Below are 23,421 nucleotides of genomic sequence, written 5' to 3' on the forward strand. Positions count from 1 at the left end.
CCTTTCAAGAAGCCACGCCGCCTTCGGGCCGCGTGGCTTTTTTTCGTTCAGGCCTGGACGTCGACGCCGGCACGCTGCAGCAGCATCCGGCTGCGCGACGACAGGTGCAGCACCTGCAGGTGCTTGCCGGCCTTGTCGTAACGCTGGACCAGGCTTTCCATCGCGGCGATCGCCGAGTGGTCGGCCATGTGCAGGTGGCGGCAGTCGACGACGACGCGCGCCGGGTCGGTCGCGGGCGCGAACAGTTCCTGGAAATGCGCGGCCGATGCGAAGAACAGCGTGCCGTGCGGGCGATAGGTGCGCACGCCGGCTTCGCCGTCGTCGACGTCGGCGCGCATCTCCAGCGCGTGCTGCCAGGCGAAGCTGAGCGCGGCGATCACGACGCCGCACAACACGGCCGTTGCCAGGTCGGTGAACACGGTGACGACGGTAACGGCGACGATGACCAGCGCATCCTGCTTCGGTACCTTGCCCAGCACGCGCAGCGAGCCCCAGGCAAAGGTCTCCTGGGCCACCACGAACATCACGCCGACCAGCGCGGCCAGCGGAATGTGGGCGATCAGCGGCGACAGGAACAGGATGAACAGCAGGATCATGACGCCGCTGGTGAGGCCCGACAGGCGCGAGCGCCCGCCCGAGCTCAGGTTGATCATGGTCTGGCCGATCATGGCGCAGCCGCCCATGCCGCCGAACAGGCCGGAGACGATATTGGCTCCGCCCAGCGCGATGCACTCGCGGTTCGGCTGGCCGCGCGTTTCCGTGATGTCGTCGGTGAGGTTGAAGGTCAGCAGCGTCTCGAGCAGGCCGACCATCGCCATCAGGGCGGCATAGGGGAGGACGATGCGCAGCGTCTCCATGTCCAGCGGCACGGTGGGGACGTGGAAGGCCGGCAGGCCGCCGGCGATCTGCGCCAGGTCGCCCAGCGTGCGGGTCGGCAGCTGGAACGCGTAGCCGAGCACCCCGACGCCGAGGATGGCGACGAGGGCCGGCGGCACCGCCTTCGTCAGGCGCGGCAGCAGGTAGACGATGGCCATCGTCAGCAGCACCAGGCCGCACATGATCATCAGCGGGGTGCCCTGCAGCCAAGCTTCGCCGTGCGGCGTCTTCTCGCGGAAGTGCTCCAGCTGGGCCATCGCGATGACGATCGCCAGGCCGTTGACGAAGCCCAGCATGACGGGGTGCGGCACCATGCGGATCAGCTTACCGAGCCGCAGCAGGCCGAACACGGCCATCAGGATGCCCCCCAGGACGACGGTGGCCAGCAGGTACTGCACGCCGTGCCGGGCGACGAGGGCCACGATCACCACCGCCATCGAACCGGCGGCGCCGGAAATCATCCCCGGCCGGCCGCCGAAGACGGCCGTCAGCGCGCAGATGATGAAGGCGCCGTACAAGCCCATGAGGGGATTGAGCTGGGCCACGAGGGCGAAGGCGATGCACTCGGGGACCAGTGCGAACGAGGTCGTGAGACCGGCGAGGAAGTTTTTTCGTGGGTTCGAGAACCATTCGTCTCGAAAGGCGTGATTGATCATGGGCGGGAGCCTGCTGCAGGCAGGCGATGCATTAACAAACGGTAAAGTGAACGTGCGCGCACCGCGATGCGATGACGCGCACCCATGCGCGAGAACCTCCGTATCGGAAGCCGTATTGGACGGTGTGGAGGTTCGCTTGTCGCTACATGGGTATGGGAGAGAGGATGCGATTGGCCGGCGGGATTATACAAGATAACGCCCGGCCGGCCCGCCGCCGGCAGGTTTCGCGGCAATCGGGCATACTGTCGGGCCGCTTGCCTCGCGGCCGCCGCGCCGGACATCCAACGAATCGCGCCAGCCTGCCGGGCATCGAACGCACGCCGCGGGTCCGCCCCGTGGCCATATTGATCATTACCGAAGAAGATTGTCCATGTCAGCCCTGTTTACCCCTTTCAAACTCAAGGACGTCACCCTGCGCAACCGCATCGCGGTGCCGCCGATGTGCCAATACCAGGCCAATGACGGTTTCGTCAACGAATGGCACCAGGTCCACTACGCCGGCCTCGCGCGCGGCGGCGCCGGCCTGGTGATCGTGGAGGCGACCGCCGTGTCGCCGGAAGGCCGCATCACCCCGGGCTGCGCCGGCCTGTGGAGCGACGCGCAAGTCGAGGGCATGGCCCATATCGCCACCCGCATCAAGGCCGCCGGCGCCGTCGCCGGCATCCAGATCGGCCACGCCGGCCGCAAGGCCAGCGCCAACCGCCCGTGGGAAGGCGACGACCACATCCCGTCCAGCGACGCATACGGCTGGGACACCATCGCCCCGTCGGCGGTCGCCTTCGGCAAGAACCTGCCGAAAGTACCGAAGGAGATGACGCTGGACGACATCGCCCGCGTGAAATCGAACTTCGTCGACGCCGCCCGCCGCGCCCGCGACGCCGGCTTCGAATGGCTGGAACTGCACTTCGCCCACGGCTACCTCGGTCAAAGCTTCCTGTCCCCGCACTCGAACAAGCGCACCGACGCGTACGGCGGCGACTTCGCCGGCCGCAGCCGCTTCCTGCTCGAGACCCTGGAAGCCGTGCGTGAAGTCTGGCCCGCGAACCTGCCCCTGACGGCACGCATGGGCGTCATCGAATACGACGGCAAGGACGAAGAGACGCTGGCCGAATCGATCGAGCTGACCCGCCTGATGCGCGCGCGCGGCCTGGACATGCTGAGCGTGAGCGTCAACTTCACCATCCCGGACGTGAACATCCCCTGGGGCCCGGCCTTCCTGGGCCCGGTGGCCAAGCGCGTGCGCGAGCAGGCCGGCCTGCCGGTGGCATCCGCCTGGGGCTTCGACGGCCCGAACCTGGCCGAGCGCGCCGTCGCCGACGGCCAGCTGGACCTGGTGATGGTGGGCCGCGCCCACCTGGCCGACCCGCACTACCCGCTGCAGGCCGCCAAGGAACTGGGCATCGAGCGCCCGACCTGGGTGCTGCCGGCGCCGTATGCGCACTGGCTGGAACGCTACAGCATGCAGAAGTAAGCGCCTGCTTGCGCACACCACCACGTCGTCTCGCTGCCACCGGCAGATGAACCGTCGTCCCTGCGCAGGCAGGGACCCAAGGTAAAGCACCGAAGTCGCATGCAGCAAAAAGCCGCGTCCTGTTTCAGGTACGCGGCTTTTTTGTTTGCGCCGACTCCGGCATGGACATTGGGTCCCCGCCTGCGCGGGGACGACGTTGTTTTAGTGCGCCGTGTTTAGTGCGTGGTTTCGGAAACGTGCGCCACCTTGTTCAAGCGGCTATGCCGGATCCCGTACCCGAAATACGTCACCACCGCCACCGCCATCCAGATCGTGAACACGACATAAGTCGTGTGCGACAGCCCGAACACGAGGTACAGGCAGGCCAGGATCGACAGGCCGGGGATGAAGTACGGCCCGAACGGCACGCGGAATCCCTTGCGCCCCGTCTCGCCCTGCTTGGCGCGGATGACCGGCACGGCGATCGAGACGACGATGAAGGCCGTCAGCGTGCCCATGCTCACCATGTCCCACAGGAAGGTCGCGTCGACCAGGCCGGCCACGAGGCCGACGACGATGCAGACGATCAGGGTGTTGACGACCGGCGACTTGGTGCGCGGGTTGACGGCCTGGAAGGCCTTCGGGATCAGGCCGTCGCGCGAGATCGCGTACAGGATGCGCGTCTGGCCGTAGATCGTCACCAGCGTCACCGAGAACACGGAGATCACGGCGCCGGCCGACAGCACCAGCGCGGGCCAGGCCTTGCCGGTGACGTTCTGCAGGATCACGGCGAGGCCCGCCTCCTGGCCTTCGAACATGCGGGCCGGCTGGGCGCCCATCGCGGCCACCGCCACCAGCATGTAGAACACGGTGACGATCAGGAGCGCGGCCAGGATCCCGATCGGCACGTCGCGGGTCGGGTTCTTGACCTCCTCGCCAGCGGTGGCGATGGTGTCCAGGCCGATGAAGGAGAAGAACACGGTGCCGGCGGCCGCCGTCACGCCGGCCATGCCGCCCAGGCCGTGGCTGGTGGCGGACGCATAGAACGGGTGGAAGTTGTTGATGTCGAAACCGGTGAACGCGATCGCCGCGAAGAACACCAGGATCGCCAGCTTGATCACCACCATGACCGCATTGGTTGTCGCGGATTCCTTGGTGCCGCGCACCAGCAGCACGCAGCACAGCAGCACCAGCAGGATCGGCGGCAGGTTGATGTGGCCAGCGTGGAGCTCGATGCCGTTCTTGCCCGCGACGATCAGGGGCGAACGCAGCGCGTCCGGGATGTGCCAGCCGAGGGCATTCTGCAGGAAGTTGTTCAGGTAGTCGGACCAGCCGATCGCCGTGGCGCTGGCCGCCAGGCCGTATTCGAGCAGCAGGCAGGCGGCCACGACGAAGGCGCCGAATTCGCCCACGGTGGCATAGGCGAAGGAATACGAGGACCCCGACGCCGGCACGCGGTCGGCCAGTTCGGCGTAGCACAGCGCGGTCAGGCCGGCGGTGATCGCCGCGAACAGGAAGGACAGCACGACGGCCGGCCCGGCCTTGGGCACCGCCTCGACCATCGTGAAGAAGATGCCCGTGCCGATGGTGGCGCCGACGCCGATCATCGTCAGCGGGAACAGGCCGAGCGAACGGCCCAGGCCACCGCCATGGGCATGACCGGCTTCGAACTGGTGCTGGGAATTCTTGGTTCGGAAGAGCTTTTGGCCCAGGGTCTCGTTCACGGGTAGTGTCCTCTGTCGCGGGTCGCGGTCACGCTGTCGTCATGCGGATGAGATATACCCACCCAAAACCTGCGATTATAGGGCTTTTGCCGGGGCTATCTTCAATGCAAGAAAAAATAACTTCAAAAGATGCATTTTCTTAGCATCTTTGATTACAATGGTCGCGTTGCCGCCGGATTCGCCCCGCCGGCGTTTTTTTGGCCATAAATCTGCATTTCAAATGCATCATTAAAGGAACGACCATGATCTCCGAAGCTTCCCGCCCCTATATCGATGCCAGCGTGCCGGTCCTGCGCGAGCACGGCGCCACGATCACCAGCCGCTTCTACGCCGACATGCTCGGCACGCACCCGGCGCTGACCCGCCTGTTCAACATGGGGAACCAGGCGCAGGGCCGCCAGCAGCAGTCGCTGGCGGCGGCGGTGTTCGCGTACGCGGCCAATATCGGCAATCCGGCGGCGCTGGGTCCGGTGGTCGAGCGCATCGTCCACAAGCACGTCTCGGTCGGCATCCGCGCCGAGCACTACCCGATCGTCGGCCACCACCTGATCAAGGCCATCGCCGACACGCTGGGCGACGCCGCCACACCGGCCTTGCTCGATGCCTGGCGCGAAGCCTATGGTTCGCTGGCCAGGCTGCTGATCCAGGCGGAGGCCGAGATGTATGCCACGGCCGGCATCCAGCCGGGCGATACGCGCCCGATGCGCGTGCTGGAGGTGGTGCGCGAGAGCGACAACGTGCTGTCGATCCGCTTCGAACCCGCCGACGGCCTGCCGCTGCCCGCCTTCCGGGCCGGCCAGTACGTCAGCGTCGCCGTCGACCTGCCGGGCGGGCGTCACCAGCTGCGCCAGTACAGCCTGTCGGATGCGCCGGACGGACGCACGATGCGCATCTCGGTCAAGCGCGAAGATGCCGCGGCGGACACGCCGGCCGGCGAGGTGTCGAACTGGCTGCACGCGAACGTGCGGGCCGGCTCAGTGCTGCGGGTCTCGCATCCGTTCGGCGAATTCACGCCGGACACCGAATCCGACCGCCCCATCGTGCTGCTGTCGGCCGGCATCGGCATCACCCCCATGGTGGCGGCCGTCAAGCGCATCGCCCAGGTGGCGCCACGGCGCCGCGTGGTCTTCGCCCATGCGGCGCGCGACGCGGCCCACCACGCGCTGGGCGCGGAGGTCGATGCGCTGCAGGCCGTCATGCCGAACCTGGCGGTGGTGAATTTTTACGAGGACGCGGACGGCCGCATGGACGTGGCAAAGCTGCCGGCATGGCAGCATGAAGAGACCGATGTGTACCTGTGCGGACCGCACAAGTTCATGCAGGCGCAGTGGCTGGCGCTGCTGCAGGCGGGGGTGCCGGCGGCGCGCCTGCATCGCGAGGTGTTCGGGCCGGAACTGCTCGACCATTTGTTGTGATTGAACGCGTGGACGGGGAACCCGTCCACCCTACCCGCGTAGGGTGGACGGCTCGCCGTCCACGCGTTCGACATGCGTTCAATTCACCACTTGCACGCGGTTGCCGTTGACGGAACGCTGCGCCGGGTTGCCGTACACGCGGATGCCGCCCGAACCGCCGTTCTGCGCGATCAGCGACTGCTTGACGTTGGCCGTGATGCCGCCCGATCCCGTCGAGGACAGGTCGGCCTCGTCGCTGGCGAGGTTGGCCAGGTCGAGGTGGCCCGAGCCCGTCGAGCGTGCCGTCAACGCATGCACGCTGCCGCCCACGCTCAGCTGGCCCGAACCGTCCAGGCGCGCGATCGCATAGTCGCCGCGCACCTGGCCCACCTTCACGCGGCCCGAGCCGGTCAGGCGCAGGTTGGCGCTGGCGCTTTCCAGGCTCGCGGCATCGATGCTGCCCGAGCCGTTGCTGTCGACGTCCAGGCTGGCCACGCGGCCGGCCAGCTGCACCGAGCCGGAGCCGCGGCTCGACACCGTCAGCGGCGCGCCGTTCAAGCCCTGCACCGAGACGGATCCGGAGCCGCTATGGCGCACGTCGGTCAGGTTCGGCACCGTATAGATCACGCGGATCGGGTTACGGCTGCGGAAAGAGCCGCTGGTCTCGACGATCAGGCGGTCGCCGCGCACGTCGGTGCGCACCATCGGCAGCAGGTTGCGGTCCGCCTCCACGGCGAGCGAGGTCGCCTGGCCGACGCGCACGTCGACCACGACCGAGCCGTTGGTCTCGAGTCCCTGGACGGTGCCGACGGTGCGCTGCTCGCGCGTGACGACGCCGTCGCCCTCGGTGCCGCCGGAGAACGGGGTACGGACCTGGACGTCGTCGCCATTCGGGGCGACGACGATGGCGCAGCCGCCCAGGGCAGCGCAGGTGAAGGCAAGGACGATGGCGAGCTGGGTACGCATGGATGGACCTTTTCTTGTTGTCGGTAAAAGAGGAGATGCCCGATTTACACTCTAACAAGGTCCACCCGCGCCGGCCTTCCACGTGCGACGATCTGCAGGAAAGGCGGCATGAACGGTCGCTACGCCGGATGAGCGATCAGCGCTGGCCCAGGCGGGTGTCGCCGAACAGGTTCTTGTGCTCGCGCGGCTGCGAGCGCCAGTACTGCGGCGGCGCCGTCACCGTGGCCCCCAGTTCCGCCGCCGCATGCCACGGCCAGCGCGGGTCGTACAGCATGGCGCGTGCCAGCGCCACCATGTCGGCCTGGCCGTCCTGCACGATCGCTTCCGCATGCTTCGGCTCGGTGATCAGTCCGACGCCGATGACGGGCATCGCGACTTCCCCCTTGATGCGCGCGGCGAAATCGATCTGGTAGCCCGGCGACAGCGGGATTTGCTGGCGCGGCGACACGCCGCCGCTGGACACGTGGATGAACTGGCAGCCCAGCTTGTCCAGTTCCTTCGCCAGCACGGCGCTCTGCTCGACGTCCCAGCCGCCCTCGACCCAGTCGCTGGCCGAGATGCGCATGCCCACCACCATCTCGCCCGAGACGGCGGCGCGGATCGCCTGGAACACCTCGAGCGGGAAGCGCATCCGGTTTTCCAGCGAGCCGCCGTACTCGTCGTCGCGCTGGTTCGCCAGCGGCGACAGGAACTGGTGCAGCAGGTAGCCGTGGGCGCCGTGGATCTCGATCGCATCCAGGCCCAGCGCATCGGCGCGGCGCGCGGCGGCGACGAAGCTGTCCTTCACGCGCTGCAGGCCTGCCCGGTCCAGCGCGACGGGCACCGTTTCGCCCTCGGCATGCGGCAACGCGGACGGCGCCACGGTCTGCCAGCCGCGCGCATGGCCGACCGGCACGTTGGCCCCGCCCTCCCAGGGCACTTCGCTCGACGCCTTGCGGCCCGCATGGCCGAGCTGCATGGCGATCTTGATCGGGGCATAGCGGCGCATCGCGGCGATCACCGGCTCCAGCGCGGCCACGTGCTCGTCCGACCAGATCCCGAGGTCGTCGGCCGTGATGCGGCCTTCCGGCTCGACGGCGGTCGCCTCGATGATGAGGAGGGCCGCGCCGGAAAGCGCCAGGTGGCCCAGGTGGATCGTGTGCCAGTCGGTGGGAAAGCCGTCCTGCGCCGAGTACTGGCACATGGGGGCGATGACGATGCGGTTGGGCAGGTCGAGGGGACCCAGCTTGATGGGGGAAAACAGTTTGCTCATGAGGGAAGACTCCCGCTTGGTTCGAAGCGGTTAGTCTAGCGCTCCGGGGAGAATTCTGCTGGACGCGCGGACGGCGGAGCCGTCCACCCTACGTAGGGTGGGCGGGTCCCCCGCCCACGCGTTCAACCTGCGCCCGAACGGACGATACGTGACACGTCCGCGCGCACCACCATGATCCCCGCCCGCAAGCCGACGCGCACGTCCGGATTCGGAAACACGACGAATTCCTCGTCGTGCTGCACGGTGTACACGGTGTCGCCGTCGGTGGCGATCACGTCGCCCTTTTTCAAGGGCGTGAAGTTCTCGGTATCCTTGCCGAACCCCATGCGGAAGGCATCGGACAGTTTCATGATGGAGCGCGCCGTGTCGAACACGATCGGTGCGCTGCCCTGCATATCCTGCTGCGCCGGCGTGCTGCGCAGCAGGCCATGCAGGGCGGACGCCATCGCGGCGAACTGCGACAGGTCGTTCCGCCCCAGCGTGCCGATGCGGCCCAGCTCCACCGTCGTCGCGGCGGCGCCGTGCCGCTGCGCCGTCCAGTAGCTGTAGGTGCCGGCCGATGCGGGATTCATGATGACGGCCTCGATGCCGCCCGTGCCGAGCCAGCCGATCAGGGCGTTGCGCGCGCCCTCCTCGATCAGCTGCGGCACGATGGCAAAGCGCGGATAGCGCGAGCCGCGGATCGCCGTATGCAGGTCCAGGTGCCAGCGGCGCGGACCGGCGCCGTCGAAGAAGGCGGCCGTGGCGGCGATCAGGTCGTCGGCGCGCCCGGCCTCGAAGGTGCCGGCCAGGTCGCCCCGCTCGGCGCGGAACATGCGATTCAGGTCGGCATCGATGAAGCGCTTGCCGGCCGCGATCGCATCGATGTTCCCGACGCACAGCATCAAGTCCACGGCCAGCGCGGACGGTTCGCGCGACAAGGCTTCGATGGCATGCGCCACCATCTCGATCGGTCCCGTCTCGTCGCCGTGCACGCCCACCGACAGCAGCACGCTGGCGCGTTCGTGGGAACGAACCGCGCCGCGGACGGTCAGCACGCCCTTGGCGGGCTGGCCGACCGCGAAGCCGGCTTGCGTGAAACGCCGGGCGACTTCGCCGAAATCGGCCCGGGCCAGGGCCCGGACCGATTCCGGCAGCGCGTCTTGGGAAGTCGCGCTCATCGCCTTACGCCGCCAGGCGTTCCGGGTTCGAACCTTCGGACAGCGACCACACGTCCAGCATGGCCTGCTCGAGGTCCGTCGCCTGGGCATAGCCCGTCAGGCCCATCGATGCGGCCAGGTCGTCGACGCCGGCCAGCATGTCGCCGCCCTTGCTGCGCTCCAGCACCAGCAGCAAGAGGCGCTGCTGCGTACGGCGCAGTGCCTGCAGCGCATAGTTGCGCAGCTGTTCCTGCGACTTGCTGGTGGCCGGCAGCTTCAGGCCGCGCTCCAGCGTGTCGATGCCGGCTTTCGCGCGCAGCGCCATGCCCACTTCCAGGAACTGCGCCAGCGACATGCCTTGCGGACGCTGGACCGAGACGGCCGCGAACAGGAAGGCCGCCAGCGACTCGATCGTGTCGACGGTCTTCCAGGCTTGCGCGAATGCCGGCGACAGGGTGCTCTGCATGTCCGCTTCGGTACGCGCCGGCAGCAGCTTCGCCACCTCGTCCGGGGAACCGAACAGCGCCGACAGCTCGGCCATGCCGCCCGCGCCGCTCTGTTCGGCCGGCAGCGACAGCACGCCCTCGATCACGGTGCGCAGCATCACGCGGGTGCGCGCATCGACCTGTTGCGACACGTCGCGCGGCACCGCCAGCGCGTCGGCGTCGAGCGCGTCGAACACCGGCGCCAGGTGCAGCGCGGCCCAGGCCTGGCCCCAGGCCAGCACCACGGCGGTGTCGTCGATGCGGTGTTCCAGCGCCAGGTCGCGCAGCATCAGCGGACCGCAGCGGTTGACCGCCTCGTTGGCCAGCACGGTCGCCAGGATGGCGTTGGCCAGCGGGTGCGCCAGCGGATCGCGGGTCGCGACCAGCTGCGCCGGGAAATACGGGCGCAGGATGGTCTCGGCCCACGGCTGCTCGGTCAGCGGCAGCGCGGCCAGGGTACGCTTGAAGCGGTTCTTGACGTTGGCGACGACGACGGCCAGTTCCGGCGTGGTGAGGCCCAGGCCCAGTGCCTTGCGGCGCTGCAGCTCGGTCTCGCTCGGCAGCTGTTCCAGCTCGCGCGACACGGCGCCTTCCGCCTCCAGGCTGGCGATCAGGGCGGCATAGCCGTCGACCACGGCGGCGTTGCCCTGCGCCTGCGCTTCGCGCACCAGCAGGTGGGTCTGCAGCGTGTTGTCGCGCAGGACCAGGTCTTCGATGTCGCCCGTCATCTCGTTCAGGATGCGGTTACGGTCCGCTTCCGGCAGTTGGCCGGCATTGACTTCGGTGTCCAGCCAGATCTTGACGTTGACTTCGTGGTCCGAGCAATCCACGCCGGCCGAGTTGTCGATCGCATCGGTGAAGATGCGGCCGCCCGCCAGCGCGAACTCGATGCGGCCGGCCTGGGTCGCGCCCAGGTTGCCGCCCTCGGCCACGACCTTCACGCGCAGCTCGTTGCCGCTGACGCGGATATTGTCGTTGGCGCGGTCCTTCACCTGGGCGTGGGTCTCGGTCGACGCCTTGATGTAGGTGCCGATGCCGCCGTTGTAGAACAGGTCGACCGGCGCCAGCAGGATGCGGTGCATCAGCTCTTCCGGGGTCAGGCTGGTTTCCTGGATGTCCAGCGCGGCGCGCACTTCCGGCGAGATCTCGATGTGGCGGGCGCTACGCGGATACACGCCGCCGCCCTGCGAGATCAGCGACTTGTCGTAGTCTTCCCACGAGGAGCGCGGCAACGCGAACATGCGCTGGCGTTCGGCGAACGAGACGGCGACGTCCGGGTTCGGGTCGAGGAAGATGTGGCGGTGGTCGAACGCGGCCAGCAGTTTCAACTGGCGCGACAGCAGCACGCCGTTGCCGAACACGTCGCCCGACATGTCGCCCACGCCCACCATCGTGACCGGGGTCGTGTTCATGTCGTGGCCCATCTCGTAGAAGTGGCGCTTGACGGCCTCGAAGGCGCCCTTGGCCGTGATACCCATCTTCTTGTGGTCGTAGCCGTTCGAGCCGCCCGAGGCGAACGCGTCGCCCAGCCAGAAGCCGCGCGAGACGGCGATGCTGTTGGCGATGTCGGAGAAGGTCGCGGTGCCCTTGTCGGCCGCCACCACCAGGTAGGGATCGTCCTGGTCGTAGCGCACGGTGGCTTCCGGCGCCACGATCTCGCCGCGCACGCGGTTGTCGGTCACTTCCAGCAGGCTGGCGATGAACAGGCGGTAGACTGCCTCGCCCTCGGCCGCCACCACGTCGCGCGCGGCATTGGCCGGCATCTGCTTGCAGACGAAGCCGCCCTTCGAGCCGGCCGGCACGATCACGGCGTTCTTGACCATCTGCGCCTTCACCAGGCCCAGCACCTCGGTGCGGTAGTCTTCCATGCGGTCCGACCAGCGCAGGCCGCCGCGGGCGACCGGGCCGCCGCGCAGGTGCACGCCTTCGAAGCGGCGCGAGAACACGTAGATCTCGCGGAACGGACGCGGTTCCGGCACCAGCTGCAGGTTGCTGGTGTCGAACTTGAAGATGATCTTCTCGCCGTCGTTCTGATAGTAATTGGTGCGCACGGTGGCCATCACCAGGTCGACCATGGCGGCCATGATCTCTTCGGTGTCGGCGTGGTTCACGCCGGCCAGCGAGGCCTTCAGCGCTTCCAGCTTGGCGTTGCCCGAAGCGCGCTCGTCCTGCGACAGCGCCGGGTTGAAGCGCAGCTTGAAGCCTTCGACCAGTTCGCGCACCAGGTCGGCGCGCACGCGCAGCGTCTCGGCCATGTAGCGGGTCGAGAACTTGCTGCCGGCCTGGCGCCAGTAGCCCAGGTAGGCGCGCACCAGCTGCACTTCGCGCAGCGACAGGCCGCCTTCGACGGTCAGGCCGTTCAGGCGGCCGTCTTCCGCTTCGTCGTTGATCAGCGCGGCGAACAGTTCCTCGGCCGCGTCGCCGATGCCCGGCTTGGCCAGCTTGGCGGCCGATTCGGCGTCGACGATCAGGCTCGTGACGTAGTGGCGGGTGCCGTCGGCGGTGGCGATCCAGAAGCTCTGCTCGCGGTCGATGGCGACGCCGGCGTTCTGCAGCGCCGGCAGGATGCGCGACAGCGAAGGCACGGAGCCAGTCGAGTACAGACGGATCGAGGAACCTTCGCCGGCATCGGCTTCGATGCGCACCGACACGTGGTTCGGCTTGCCGTTGTTCAGGATGGCGACGACGTCGCGGAAGGCGACTTCCGGCGCCGTGGCGGCGACGTAGTTGACGGGCAGCGTCGGCAAGAGCTTACGCAGCGCGTTGCGGGTCGGGACGTCGGCGACGGCATCGGTCAGGGCGGTGTAGCGGTCGTGCCAGCCGTCCAGCACGGACAGCAGCGGCTTCTGGATGTCGGCTTCCAGGTCGAGCGGATTGCGCGCGGCCTGGGCGATCAGGTAGACGCGGGCCAGCGGGCCGTCGGCCACCAGGGTCTGGGTGCGCACGTCGCTGGCGCCCGAGCTGTCCTTCAGGGCCTGCGCCATGGCGGCGACGATGGCGGCGCTGTAGCGCTCGCGCGGCAGGTAGACCAGCACGTTCAGGTGGCGGGCGTAGACGTCGCGGCGCGCGAACACCTTGGCGCGCGGCTGCTTGTACAGCGAGACGACGGCGCTGCAGACCTGGGCCAGCCATTCCGGATCGGCCTCCAGCGCCTCGGTGCGCGGCAGCGATTCCAGGATCTCGATGAATTTCTCGGCGCGGAAGCCTTCCTGGCGCACGCCGGCGATGCCCAGCACCTTGGCCACGCGGCCGCGCGCGAACGGCAGGCGCGCCAGCGGCGTCGAGGTGGCGGCGCGGGTGAACAGGCCGACGAAGCAGTGTTCGCCGACGGTATTGCCCTGGGCGTCGGTGGCGCGCACGCCGATGAAGTCCAGCGGCTGGTCGCGGTGCAGCGTGCCGGCCACGTCGGCGCGCACGATCGACAGCGTCTCGTCGCGCTTGGACAGGATGTTCAGGTCGCCCGGGATGTTCTGCAGGCAGGTGCCGTACACGGGGTGCGCCGTATCCTGCAGCACGCCGATGCGGCTCGGGATGTCGCGTTCCAGTTCGGTCTCGCCCGGCTTGACGAAGTAGTAGGCATAGCCGAACGGCTCGAAGCCTTCGTTCTTGGCCCACTCCAGGAAGGACGAGACTTCCTGGCCGTTCGCGGTGCCCTGGCTGGCCGACGCGGCAGCGACCTGCGTCATGCGGTCGCGCATGGCGAGGTTGTCGCGGTGGACGATGGCGGCGTCGCGCGCCACCATCTGCAGGCGCGCGATCAGGTCGGTCAGTTCCTGCTGCGGCATGTCCTCGGCCAGCAGGCACAGGACATAGGATTCGAGCGGCGCGCCCGCTTCGCCGACGGCGCTCACCTTGCCCGACGCGTCGCGGCGCACCGGCAGCACGGCGTTCATGACGCCCGAGGCGACCACGCGCTGGCGGCGCAGCGCCATCACGAAGGAGTCGACGAGGTAGGGCATGTCCTCGTTCAGGATCAGGAGGGCGGTCGACATGCCGCATGCGCCGTCGGTGTAGCGCATCTGGGCGATCTGGCAGCCCGGCCCGGTGCGCTGGGTCACCTGCGCGAAGCCGTCCCACAGCACCGGCGCGAGGGTGGCGGGCGCGATGCCGGCCAGGTCTTCCTCGTCCAGGGAGCCGAGCCAGGCGCCGATCAGGGCACCGGTCTGCTCGCCCGCATTGGCCGGCTTGTTCTCGTTGACGAGCGCGAGGATATTGCTGCGCAGGTCTTGAGGCATGTCTTTGTTCATTTGCTTCTCCAGAGCTGATTGATTGCGCGGGTTGCGCCGCCGCTTGTGGCGGCCGCGCTTCTCGTTTCGTTTCCCGCTTCTACGGACAGGGTTGTCCCGTTCCGATCTACACGCTTCCTTGTAACCGGAAGCTAATCCGTTATTAGAACATGCCGCCCGGCCGGTCCGCTGGCCGCGGCAGCATCCTTGTGCTTTCTTACGACAGGTCGTACAAACCCGGCAGGCCGAGGATGCGTTCCAGCTCCTCCAGCGCCGCCATGCATTCGCGCGCCAGCTGCGGGTCGGCCAGGTCCTTCGGCTCGACGCGGTCGCGGTAGTGGCGCTCGACCCAGGGCACCAGGCGCGCATACAGGTCGTCGTTCATCAGCACGCCCTGGTGCATGGCCTGGGCCTCGGCATCCGTCAGCACCACGCGCAGGCGCAGGCAGGCGGGCCCGCCGCCGTTGCGCATGCTCTGGCGCAGGTCGAACTCGACCAGTTCGTCGATCGCGCCGCCGGACGCCACCAGCTGCTGCAGGTAGCCCGACACGGCCGCGTTCTCGCGGCATTCGTGCGGCACCACCAGCGCCATGCGGCCGTCCGGCTTGGAGAGCAGCTGGCTGTTGAACAGGTAGCTGGCGACGGCGTCGGCGACCGGCACCGCGGCCGTGTCGACGCGCACGGCCTGCAGGTCCGTGCCCACGCCGGCCAGCGCGCGGCGCAGCGCGTCCAGCGTGCCCGCTTCGTCGGCGAAGGCCTGCTCGTGGTAGAACAGCACGTTGCCGTTGCCGACCGCGATCACGTCGTTGTGGAACACGCCCTGGTCGATCACGTCCGGGTTCTGCGCGGCGAACACGGTGCGCGCGCCATCCAGGCCGTGCAGGCGGGCGATGGCCTGCGAGGCTTCCAGCGTCTGGCGCGCCGGGTATTTCTTCGGCGCGGGCGCGGACGGGTCGAACTCGACGCGGCCGTAGACGAAGAACTCGACGCCGGCGGCGCCGTAGCTGCCCGCGAAGCGCGTGTGGTTGGCGGCGCCTTCGTCGCCGAAGGCCGGGGTCGACGGCAGCGCATCGTGCACGACGAAGCGATCGCTGTCGGCGAACAGGGCGCGCAGCGTGCGCGTGGCCTGCACGTGTTCCTCGGCGCGGTGCAATTTATTGTTCAGGTTCGCCGCCGTGAAGTGCACGCGGCCGTCCGCCGTGTCGGCCGAGGGGCTGACGGTGGCGGCGTTCGCGGTCCACATGGGCGAGGCGGAGTAGGCGCAGGCCAGGATCACGGGCGCTTCGCGGTATGCCCCCGCCAGCACGTCGGCGTCGGTGCCGGAAAAGCCGAGGCGGCGCAGCATGCGGAAGTTGGGACGCGACTGCGGCGGCAGCAGGCCTTGCGCGAAGCCGCGCGCGGCCAGCGCGCGCATCTTGGCCAGGCCCTGCAGCGCGGCCTGGCGCGGGTTCGATGCGCTCTTGACGTTGTTGAAGGAAGCGACGTTGCCGAACGACAGGCCGGCATAGTTGTGCGATGGCCCGACCAGGCCATCGAAGTTGAATTCACGGGCGTTGTACATAGGGGTGGTTCGTCCTCAGAAGCTCAATCCCGGCGACAGCTTGGCCGGCATCTCCAGTTCGGACGTCTCGATCGAGGCGACCGGGTAGGCGCAGTAGTCGGCCGCGTAATAGGCGCTGGGGCGGTGGTTGCCGGACTTGCCGACACCGCCGAAGGGCGCCGAGCTGGCGGCGCCCGTGGTCGGGCGGTTCCAGTTCACGACGCCGGCGCGCGCGCGGATCGCGAAGCGCTTCCACAGGTCTTCGGAAGGCGACAGCAACGCGGCGGCCAGGCCGAATTCGGTGGCGTTGGCGGCGGCGATGGCGGCATCGAAGTCCGGCACGCGGATCACCTGCAGCAGGGGGCCGAACCATTCCTCGTCCGGGATGCCTTGCGCATCCGTGACATCGACGATGCCGGCCGTGACGAAGCCGGCCTGCGGGTCGAGCTGGCGCAGCGGCAGCAGCACCTTGCCGCCCTTCTCTTCCATCATCGCCTGGGCCTTGACCAGTTGCGCGGCCACGGCGGCCGAGACCACCGGACCCATGAACGGCTGCGGCTCGGCGTTCGAGGGGCCGACGGCCAGCTTGGCCGCCACCTCGACCAGGCGCTCGATGAAGGCCTGCCCTTCCGGCGTGTCGTGCACGACCAGGCGGCGCGCGCAGGTGCAGCGCTGGCCGGCCGAGATGAAGGCCGACATCACCGTGTGGTGCACGGCGGCGTCGACGTCCTTCACGTCCCACACCACGAGCGGGTTGTTGCCGCCCATTTCCAGCGCCAGCATCTTGCCGGGCTGGCCGGCCAGCTGCTTGTGCAGGGCCACGCCCGTGTGGCTGCTGCCGGTGAACAGGATGCCGTCGATGTCCGGGTTCTGCGACAGGGCCACGCCCGTGTCGCGCCCGCCGTTGACGAGGTTCAGCACGCCCGCCGGCAGGCCCGCCTGTTCCCACAGCTGCACGGTGCGCACGGCCGTGCGTGGCGCGTATTCGCTGGGCTTGAACACGAGGGTATTGCCGGCGATGAGGGCCGGCACGATGTGGCCGTTGGGCAGGTGGCCGGGGAAGTTGTAGGGGCCGAACACGGCAAACACGCCGTGCGGGCGGTGGCGCAGCACGGCGTTGCCGTCGGCGACCTTGGCATTCGTCTCGCCGGTGCGGGCCGTGTGCGACTGCACCGAGATGTCGACCTTGTTCGCCATCGTCGTCACTTCGGTACGCGCTTCCCACAGGGGCTTGCCCACTTCCTCGGCGATGATGGCGGCCAGTTCCTCGTTGTGCTCCTTGAGCAGGTCGCGGAAGCGCTGGCAGATCGCGATGCGCTGTTCCAGGTCCGTGAAGGCCCAGGCCTCGAAGGCGGCGCGGGCGGCGCCGACGGCTTGCACGATGTCGTCGGCCGTCGACGCATTGCTGGTCCAGGTGCGGCGGCCGGTGGACGGGTCGATGGTGGCCAGTTCCGCGCCGCTGCCGGCGCGCCAGGCGCCGTTGATGTAGTTCGACAGGTTAGCCATGTTCTTCCTCCGTGTTTGCTCCGGGCTTGCGCTCCGGGCTTTGCTTAGTTCTTTCGCGTTTGCGTCTTGCCCGGATTCAGGGTCAGCGTGCGCACCTCGTCGCCAGGCTGGCAGTGCAGCAGCTGCAGCTCGCGCACCGACAGGGCGACCTTGCCGTCCTCGTTGGCGGCATGCGCCAGCACCATGCGGAAATCGTCCAGCCGCGTGTTCGACACCAGCAGCGGCGCCGCATCGGGAGCCGGCTGCCCTTCGTCGGCCACGGCCAGCATCGACTCGCGCACGGCGCGCAGCTCGGCCGCGCGGCCCTGCAGCACGGGACCGGCGTCGAAGATGTCGACATAGCCCTCGTAGTGCATGCCTTCCTGCTCCAGCAGCTTCCTGGCCGGCTGCGTCGAGTTGTGCACCTGGCCGATCACCTGCTGGGCGTCATCCGGCAGGTAGGCCACGTACAGCGGCTGGCGCGGCATCAGCTCGGCGATGAAGGATTTCTTGCCCACGGCCGTCAGGCCGTCGACGTGGTCGAAATCCATCTTGAAGAAGTGCCGGCCCAGGCCTTCGTAGAACGGCGAGGTGCCGTCCTCGGCCTGGTAGCCGCGCATCTCGGCGATGATCTTCTCGGTGAACAGGTGCTGGAACTGGGCGATGAACAGGAAGCGGCTCTTGGACAGCCATTTGCCGTTGTAGCCCTGGCGGTATTCCGGCATCAGGAACAGCGAGCACAATTCGCTCGAGCCCGTGAGGTCGTTCGACAGGTACAGCGTGTCCATGCGCGTGAACACGTTCAGCTCGCGGCTGGAGTGCACCAGCGTGCCGATGCGGTAGTTGTAGAAGGGCTCGGTCAGGCCGACCGCCGCCTTGATGGCGCACACGCCGGCCAGGCGGCCGGTGGCGGTGTCTTCCATCACGAACATGTAGTCGCGCTGTTCGGGCGGGATGGCCTGGGCGAACGAGGCGACGGCGATGGCGACGCGCTCGCCCAGCATGGCGCGGTCGGGTTTCAGCGTCGTCATGCCGCTGCCGACCTGGTGCGCCATCTGGATCAGGGGGTCGACGTCGCCCTGGGTGATTGCACGGATGACGAGCATGGATTCCTCTTTCTTCACAGGCGCACGCAAATGACGTTGTCGCCGGCGGCCACGCCCAGCGCCTCGCGCGCTTGCGGCGGCAGGCCGATCGCGTCGCCGACGTCGAGCGGCGGGCAGGACAGCACGATGGCGCGGAACTTGCGCTCGCTGCTGGCGATGGCATAGTCGACCAGCGCCGGCTTGCCGCCGCGCGCGGGCGGCTGCTGTTCGCTGCCGGCGACCTTGCGCACCACCGCGCCGCGGAACGAGCGCAGGCCGTTCTTGTGCGCCTGCAGGATCGGGCCGCCGTCGAAGATGTCGATGTATTCGTCGGCCTCGAAGCCCTCTTCCGTCAGCAGGTCGAAGGCGAGCTGGCCGTTCGGATGGATCTGGCCCATCGCCGCCTGGGCCGGGCCGGGCAGCAGCGGCACGTACACCGGGTAGTGCGGCATCAGCTCGACGATCAGCGTGCGATTGCGCGCGCCGCCGATGGTGCGCTCGGCATCGAGGAAGTCCATCTTGAAGAACTTGCGGCCCAGCGCATCCCAGAACGGCGACTGGCCGTTCTCGTCGGTCACGCCGGCCAGCGGCACGAAGAAGCGGTCGCCGAAGCGGTGCGGCGCCAGCACGGCGTACAGCAGGCGGGCGCGCGACAACAGGGCCGCTTCACGGGCCGCGTCCTCGCCGCGCTTGATGTAGAAGCCCGAGAGCTGCGAATACGAGGTCAGCTCCGAGCACAGCGTGAGCGCGTGTACGCTGTGGCTGATGTTCAGGTCGCGCGAGACCTGCTGGATGACGTCGTTGCGGAACGCGAAATACGTGCCGTTCGAGCCGGCCGACGCGTGGATGGCGGCGGTGCCGGCCAGCGTGCGCGTGGCCAGGTCTTCCAGCACGAACAGGTAGGACTCTTCGCTGGGAATGTCGACATGGGCCGCGAACGAGGCGACGGAGCGCTCGACGAACGCGGCGATCTTCTCGCGCGTGCGCGGCAGCGTATGCACCCCCGGCGTGGACGCGGCGAGCAGCGTCTCGAGGGCGCCGACATCCGCTGGTTCTACCGGACGGACTACGTACATGGAAACTCCCGGAAAGGCATCGGTCGGAACGACGCGGCCCGGTCGCCCGGGCCGCGCCGCATCATGGCGGGATTACGCTGCCGCGAACTCGTCGGCGGCGGCGCGCATGATGCGGTCCGCTTCCGCGATCTGCTCGTCCGAGACGATCAGCGCCGGCGCCAGGCGCACGACGTCCGGGCCGGCGATCAGCAGCATCAGGCCCAGCTTTTCCGCGACCTTGGTGTAGTCCTTGGCCTTGCCCTTGGTGCCGTCGGCCATCGGCAGGCCGATCAGCAGGCCCTTGCCGCGCGGCTTGGCGAACAGCTGCGGGTAGTCGGCAGCCAGCTTCTCCAGGTTGGCGAAGACCTTGGCGGACGCCTCGCGCACGCGCGCCAGGAAGGCCGGCTGGTTGATCTGCTCGACCACGTTCAGCGCCACGGTGGTGGCCAGCGGGTTGCCGCCGTAGGTGGTGCCGTGCGAGCCGACGTTGAAGTGCTGGGCGATCTCCTCGGTCGTCAGCATCGCGCCGATCGGGTAGCCGTTGCCCAGCGCCTTGGCCGAGGTCAGGATGTCCGGGGTCACGCCCACGTTCATGTAGTCGTACAGGGCGCCCGTGCGGCCCACGCCGGACTGCACTTCGTCGAACACGAGCAGCGCGCCGGTCTGGTCGCACAGTTCGCGCAGCGCCTTCAGGAAGGCCACGTCGCCCGGGATCACGCCGCCCTCGCCCTGGATCGGCTCGACGATCACGGCGGCCACGTCGTCCTTGATCGCGGCGCGCGCGGACTCGATGTCGTTGTAGTTGATGTGGTTGATTTCCGGCGGCAGCGGCTCGAAGCCTTCGGTGTACTTCGACTGGCCGCCGACCGACACGGTAAACAGCGTGCGGCCGTGGAACGAGGAGTAGCACGACACGATGCGCGACTTGTGCGAGCCGAACTTGGTGTGCGCGTACTTGCGCGCCAGCTTCAGCGCCGCTTCGTTGGCTTCGGCGCCCGAGTTGCAGAAGAAGGCGCGGTCGGCGAAGGTCGCCTCGGTCAGCGCGCTCGCCAGGCGCAGCACCGGCTCATTGGTGTAGCCATTGCCCAGGTGCCACAGGGTATTGATCTGGCGCGTCATGGCGTCGACGAGGACCGGGTTGCAGTGGCCCAGGCTGGAGACGGCGATGCCGGAGGTAAAGTCGAGGTAATGCTTGCCGTCCTGGTCCCAGACGTCCAGGCCCGCGGCGCGCACCGGCACCATCGCGGCCGGGGCGTAGGTCGGGACGAGCACCTCGTCGAAAGTCTGGCGTGTGACAGGCCGCGTGGTGACACCCGATTCGAGCTTAGCATTCATGACGTTTTCCTCATCCAAATTAATGTTCGCGCGAACTCCAGCAGCCGCGCCGAGCGCTTCATTATAAGGAAGCCAAACCTCGCCCTTCTTTCCGATCTGCGACAGGCATTTTCATTTTTGGACTGGCAACAAAACCCCGACATTCGGGGTCAGAGCACATTATTTTTGCAACTTCGCCCAAGTTTGGCCGATGCTCGGGCTATGTCGGCCATTGCCGGCCAACCTGCCAACATAATGTGCTCTGACCCCGAATTTTTGCTAGTCGCTGAGCTTGCGCTGGCGTTCTTCGCGGGGGGTGTTGCCGAACAGGGCGCCGAAGGCGGTGGAGAAGTGGGAGCCGGAGGAGAAGCCGCACATCAGGCCGACCTGGACGATCGAGTAATTGGTGTCGCGCAGCAGCTGGCGTGCACGCTTCAGGCGCAGCTCGAGGTAGTAGCGCGAGGGCAAGGCGCCCAGGTATTGCTTGAACAGGCGCTCCAGCTGGCGCCGCGAGATGCCGGCCAGCTGGGCGATCTCGTCGGTGGACAGCGGTTCCTCGATGTTCGCCTCCATCAGCGTCACGGCTTCGGTCAGCTTGGGCTGCAGCACGCCGAAGCGCGCCTGCAGGGCCACGCGCTGGCGCTCTTCCGGGCCGCGCACGCGGTCCACGCACAGGATTTCCTTGACTTGGGCCTGGACCGTGGCGCCGAACAGCAGGTCGACCAGGGTCAGGGCGAAGTCGAGGCTGCCGGCGCCGCCGCAGCAGCTCAGGCGGGTGCCGTCGACTTCGTACAGGTGCGGGCTCAGCAGCGACTGGTCGGCCAGCATGTCGGCGTCCGGATACAGCGACCAGGGCAAGGCGATGCGCACGCCGCCCAGCACACCGGCCTCGGCCAGCCACAGCACGCCGGCGCCGACGCCGCCCCAGCACGGCGCCTCGCGGCAGCGCCGCGCCAGCAGGCGCAGGTTGGCGGGCCGCAGTCCCGCCTCGGCCTCGTCGGCGGCCAGCAGCACCAGGTGCCAGTGGCGCTGGGCCTCGCTGGCGAACTTGTCGGGACTGCGCACGTCCACGTGCAGGCGCTCCGGGCCCAGCACCTTGGCCGCCAGGCGCAGCGGCTGGACCAGGCCGGACCAGGTCAGCGAGTCCGGCTCGCCGCCGTTGACCAGCAGGATGCGCAGCGGCGCCTCCTGCGCCAGGCGGGACAACTCAGCTTGCGCCATGGAGGGACTGCGCGCGGCGGTTCGTGGACATTGCGGTGACGGGATGAGGCTTGCGCCGGAAGTTGGTTCGGTTGTCTATGATACTGGAGAACAACTGCATGGCGGCGGCTATAATCCGCCTGTCCGCCGCCATGGCGGCAGCGATTTCGATGAACTGGACCGCGCGCCAGGCAACACCATAAAGGAACACCCGTGAAAACAGCCCTGCTGGAAGGTAAGAAGCCCGCCCATTTCGACAAGCACATCATCGGCAACCTGCTGCTCGACGTGGCCACGCCCGACGAGGTGCGCGAGGAAGAAATGCGGATCGGCGTGCGCAACGAGGCCGGCGAGATCTATCGCCTGATCGGCGCCACCAAGTTGAACAGCTTCATGAACGCCGTCGAGGAATTGTTCGACCTGGGCCTGGTCGACGAACTGCAGGATACCGAGGAGCCGAAGGACGGCTGCGACGCCATCTTCAGCGAACCCTGACGCCATCGCCACAGCCTGCAATGGATTTTGTTGCAGGCAAAATGTTTCTTGGGAGTATAATTTTTCCCATGGACCGAATCGACGCCCTCAAGAGCATTGCCGCGCAAGCCGGGCGCGGCGACCTCGCCTTTCCTACCCATGTCGACGCGACGCTGAAACTGCAGCGCGCGTTGAACGACCCCGACTGCCACATCGACGAGGCCGCGCGCCTGGTGCAGACCGAGCCGCTGCTGGCCGCCCGCACCGTCGCGATCGCCAACTCGGCCGCCTACAAGCGGACGGGCCAGGATGTGACCAACGTCAAGGCCGCCGTGCAGCGCGTGGGTTTCCGCACGCTCGGCGCCCTGGCCGCGGCCGTCATCGTGCGCCAGCTCGCCAGCGAGATCACCGACCCCGTGTTGCGCGCCAAGGCCGACCGGCTGTGGGAACACTCGGCCCACGTGGCCGCGCTGGCGCAGGTGATCGCGCGGCGCGTCTCGCGCGTCGATCCGGAGACGGCGATGTTCGCCGGGATCGTGCACGAGGTCGGCGGCTTCTACCTGCTGTCGCGCGCGCCGGAATTCCCCGGGCTGCTCGACGGCGACCCGTACGACTGGATCGAGCACGGCGAAACGGCCATCGGCCGCGGCGTGCTGCAGAAGCTGGGCGTGCCTGCCCCCGTCATGGGCGCCATCGAGGCGCTGTGGAACGGCATGCGCGCGCTGCCGCCGGAAACCCTGGGCGACACGCTGCTGCTGGCAAACGACCTGTCCCCCGTCCCCTCGCCCTTGCTGGAACGTCCGGAGCTGTCCGGCCTGCAGGCCTCGGCCACGATCGACTTCGCCGTCGGCGAAGGCAGCCTGACCAGCATCCTGGAAGAATCGGCGGAAGAGGTGCGCAGCCTCGGCGTGGCGCTGTCCTGAGCGCGCAGGGCCGCTGCCGCACGGACAAAAAAAAATCCCGCTACGAGAGCGGGAAAAGTCCAAAACTAGGGATGTCCTGAAAGAGACAGGTCCATCTTAGTTCCCTCGACCTGCCTACTCTGTGCGTTGACTCACATTTGTTAAATTTTTCTGGAAATGTGAACTGACGAGTCGATT

At 68.1% G+C, this 23,421-nt stretch carries 17 protein-coding genes; 5 read left to right on the plus strand and 12 right to left on the minus strand.

Annotated elements, in window-relative coordinates; translation table 11 throughout:
• Positions 1-47: 47 nt before the first annotated feature.
• Complete coding sequence (locus tag QPK32_RS13850) at positions 48-1,532, minus strand: SulP family inorganic anion transporter (RefSeq protein WP_290413401.1); 1,485 nt, start codon at positions 1,530-1,532, stop codon at positions 48-50.
• 370 nt (positions 1,533-1,902) lie between these two features.
• Here QPK32_RS13850 and QPK32_RS13855 point away from each other — a divergent pair, with 370 nt between their 5' ends.
• Positions 1,903-3,003: an NADH:flavin oxidoreductase/NADH oxidase gene (locus tag QPK32_RS13855; protein ID WP_290413402.1), complete on the plus strand. Its 1,101-nt coding sequence runs from the start codon at positions 1,903-1,905 to the stop codon at positions 3,001-3,003.
• A 215-nt stretch (positions 3,004-3,218) separates the two neighbouring features.
• Here the strand turns inward: QPK32_RS13855 and QPK32_RS13860 are convergent, their stop codons facing one another.
• Positions 3,219-4,706 (minus strand): amino acid permease, encoded by a 1,488-nt coding sequence (locus tag QPK32_RS13860; RefSeq protein WP_290413403.1) that lies wholly within the window; start codon positions 4,704-4,706, stop codon positions 3,219-3,221.
• A 242-nt stretch (positions 4,707-4,948) separates the two neighbouring features.
• Here QPK32_RS13860 and QPK32_RS13865 point away from each other — a divergent pair, with 242 nt between their 5' ends.
• Positions 4,949-6,121, plus strand: a complete 1,173-nt coding sequence (locus QPK32_RS13865; protein WP_290413404.1) for a globin domain-containing protein — start codon at positions 4,949-4,951, stop codon at positions 6,119-6,121.
• A gap of 78 nt (positions 6,122-6,199) precedes the next feature.
• Here the strand turns inward: QPK32_RS13865 and QPK32_RS13870 are convergent, their stop codons facing one another.
• The 10 genes from QPK32_RS13870 to QPK32_RS13915 form a co-directional block, all read right to left on the minus strand.
• Entirely contained in the window at positions 6,200-7,066 is an 867-nt protein-coding gene (locus tag QPK32_RS13870; RefSeq protein ID WP_290413405.1) for a GIN domain-containing protein, read from the minus strand.
• A gap of 136 nt (positions 7,067-7,202) precedes the next feature.
• Positions 7,203-8,318, minus strand: a complete 1,116-nt coding sequence (locus QPK32_RS13875) for an NADH:flavin oxidoreductase/NADH oxidase (RefSeq protein WP_290413406.1) — start codon at positions 8,316-8,318, stop codon at positions 7,203-7,205.
• Positions 8,319-8,440: 122 nt separating this feature from the next.
• Positions 8,441-9,478: a succinylglutamate desuccinylase gene (locus QPK32_RS13880; RefSeq protein ID WP_290413407.1), complete on the minus strand. Its 1,038-nt coding sequence runs from the start codon at positions 9,476-9,478 to the stop codon at positions 8,441-8,443.
• A gap of 4 nt (positions 9,479-9,482) precedes the next feature.
• Positions 9,483-14,189, minus strand: a complete 4,707-nt coding sequence (locus QPK32_RS13885; RefSeq protein ID WP_290413408.1) for an NAD-glutamate dehydrogenase domain-containing protein — start codon at positions 14,187-14,189, stop codon at positions 9,483-9,485.
• A gap of 196 nt (positions 14,190-14,385) precedes the next feature.
• Positions 14,386-15,729: an N-succinylarginine dihydrolase gene (astB, locus tag QPK32_RS13890; RefSeq protein ID WP_290413409.1), complete on the minus strand. Its 1,344-nt coding sequence runs from the start codon at positions 15,727-15,729 to the stop codon at positions 14,386-14,388.
• Between the two features lie 15 nt (positions 15,730-15,744).
• Positions 15,745-17,214 (minus strand): succinylglutamate-semialdehyde dehydrogenase, encoded by a 1,470-nt coding sequence (gene astD / locus QPK32_RS13895; RefSeq protein WP_290413410.1) that lies wholly within the window; start codon positions 17,212-17,214, stop codon positions 15,745-15,747.
• 44 nt (positions 17,215-17,258) lie between these two features.
• Positions 17,259-18,299, minus strand: coding sequence for an arginine N-succinyltransferase (astA, locus tag QPK32_RS13900; protein WP_290413411.1), 1,041 nt, complete (start codon positions 18,297-18,299; stop codon positions 17,259-17,261).
• 14 nt (positions 18,300-18,313) lie between these two features.
• On the minus strand, positions 18,314-19,354 hold the full coding sequence (locus QPK32_RS13905; protein ID WP_290413412.1) for an arginine N-succinyltransferase: 1,041 nt from the start codon (positions 19,352-19,354) through the stop codon (positions 18,314-18,316).
• 72 nt (positions 19,355-19,426) lie between these two features.
• Positions 19,427-20,668 (minus strand): acetylornithine/succinylornithine family transaminase, encoded by a 1,242-nt coding sequence (gene astC / locus QPK32_RS13910; protein ID WP_290413413.1) that lies wholly within the window; start codon positions 20,666-20,668, stop codon positions 19,427-19,429.
• A gap of 258 nt (positions 20,669-20,926) precedes the next feature.
• A complete protein-coding gene (locus QPK32_RS13915) occupies positions 20,927-21,868 on the minus strand; it encodes a GlxA family transcriptional regulator (RefSeq protein ID WP_290413414.1) in 942 nt (313 codons plus the stop codon).
• On the opposite strand from QPK32_RS13915, the gene QPK32_RS13920 reads away from it, so the two are divergent.
• From QPK32_RS13920 to QPK32_RS13930, 3 genes are all read left to right on the plus strand, one after another.
• Positions 21,867-22,064, plus strand: coding sequence for a hypothetical protein (locus QPK32_RS13920; protein WP_290413415.1), 198 nt, complete (start codon positions 21,867-21,869; stop codon positions 22,062-22,064). The two genes, QPK32_RS13915 and QPK32_RS13920, sit on opposite strands and share 2 nt — an antisense overlap.
• Positions 22,061-22,342, plus strand: coding sequence for a hypothetical protein (locus tag QPK32_RS13925; RefSeq protein WP_290413416.1), 282 nt, complete (start codon positions 22,061-22,063; stop codon positions 22,340-22,342). Before QPK32_RS13920 ends, QPK32_RS13925 begins: the two co-directional genes overlap by 4 nt.
• A 68-nt stretch (positions 22,343-22,410) precedes the next feature.
• A complete protein-coding gene (locus tag QPK32_RS13930; RefSeq protein WP_290413417.1) occupies positions 22,411-23,244 on the plus strand; it encodes an HDOD domain-containing protein in 834 nt (277 codons plus the stop codon).
• Positions 23,245-23,421 lie beyond the last annotated feature (177 nt).

Source organism: Massilia sp. YIM B02763 (assembly GCF_030412015.1).
Taxonomy (GTDB): domain Bacteria; phylum Pseudomonadota; class Gammaproteobacteria; order Burkholderiales; family Burkholderiaceae_D; genus Telluria.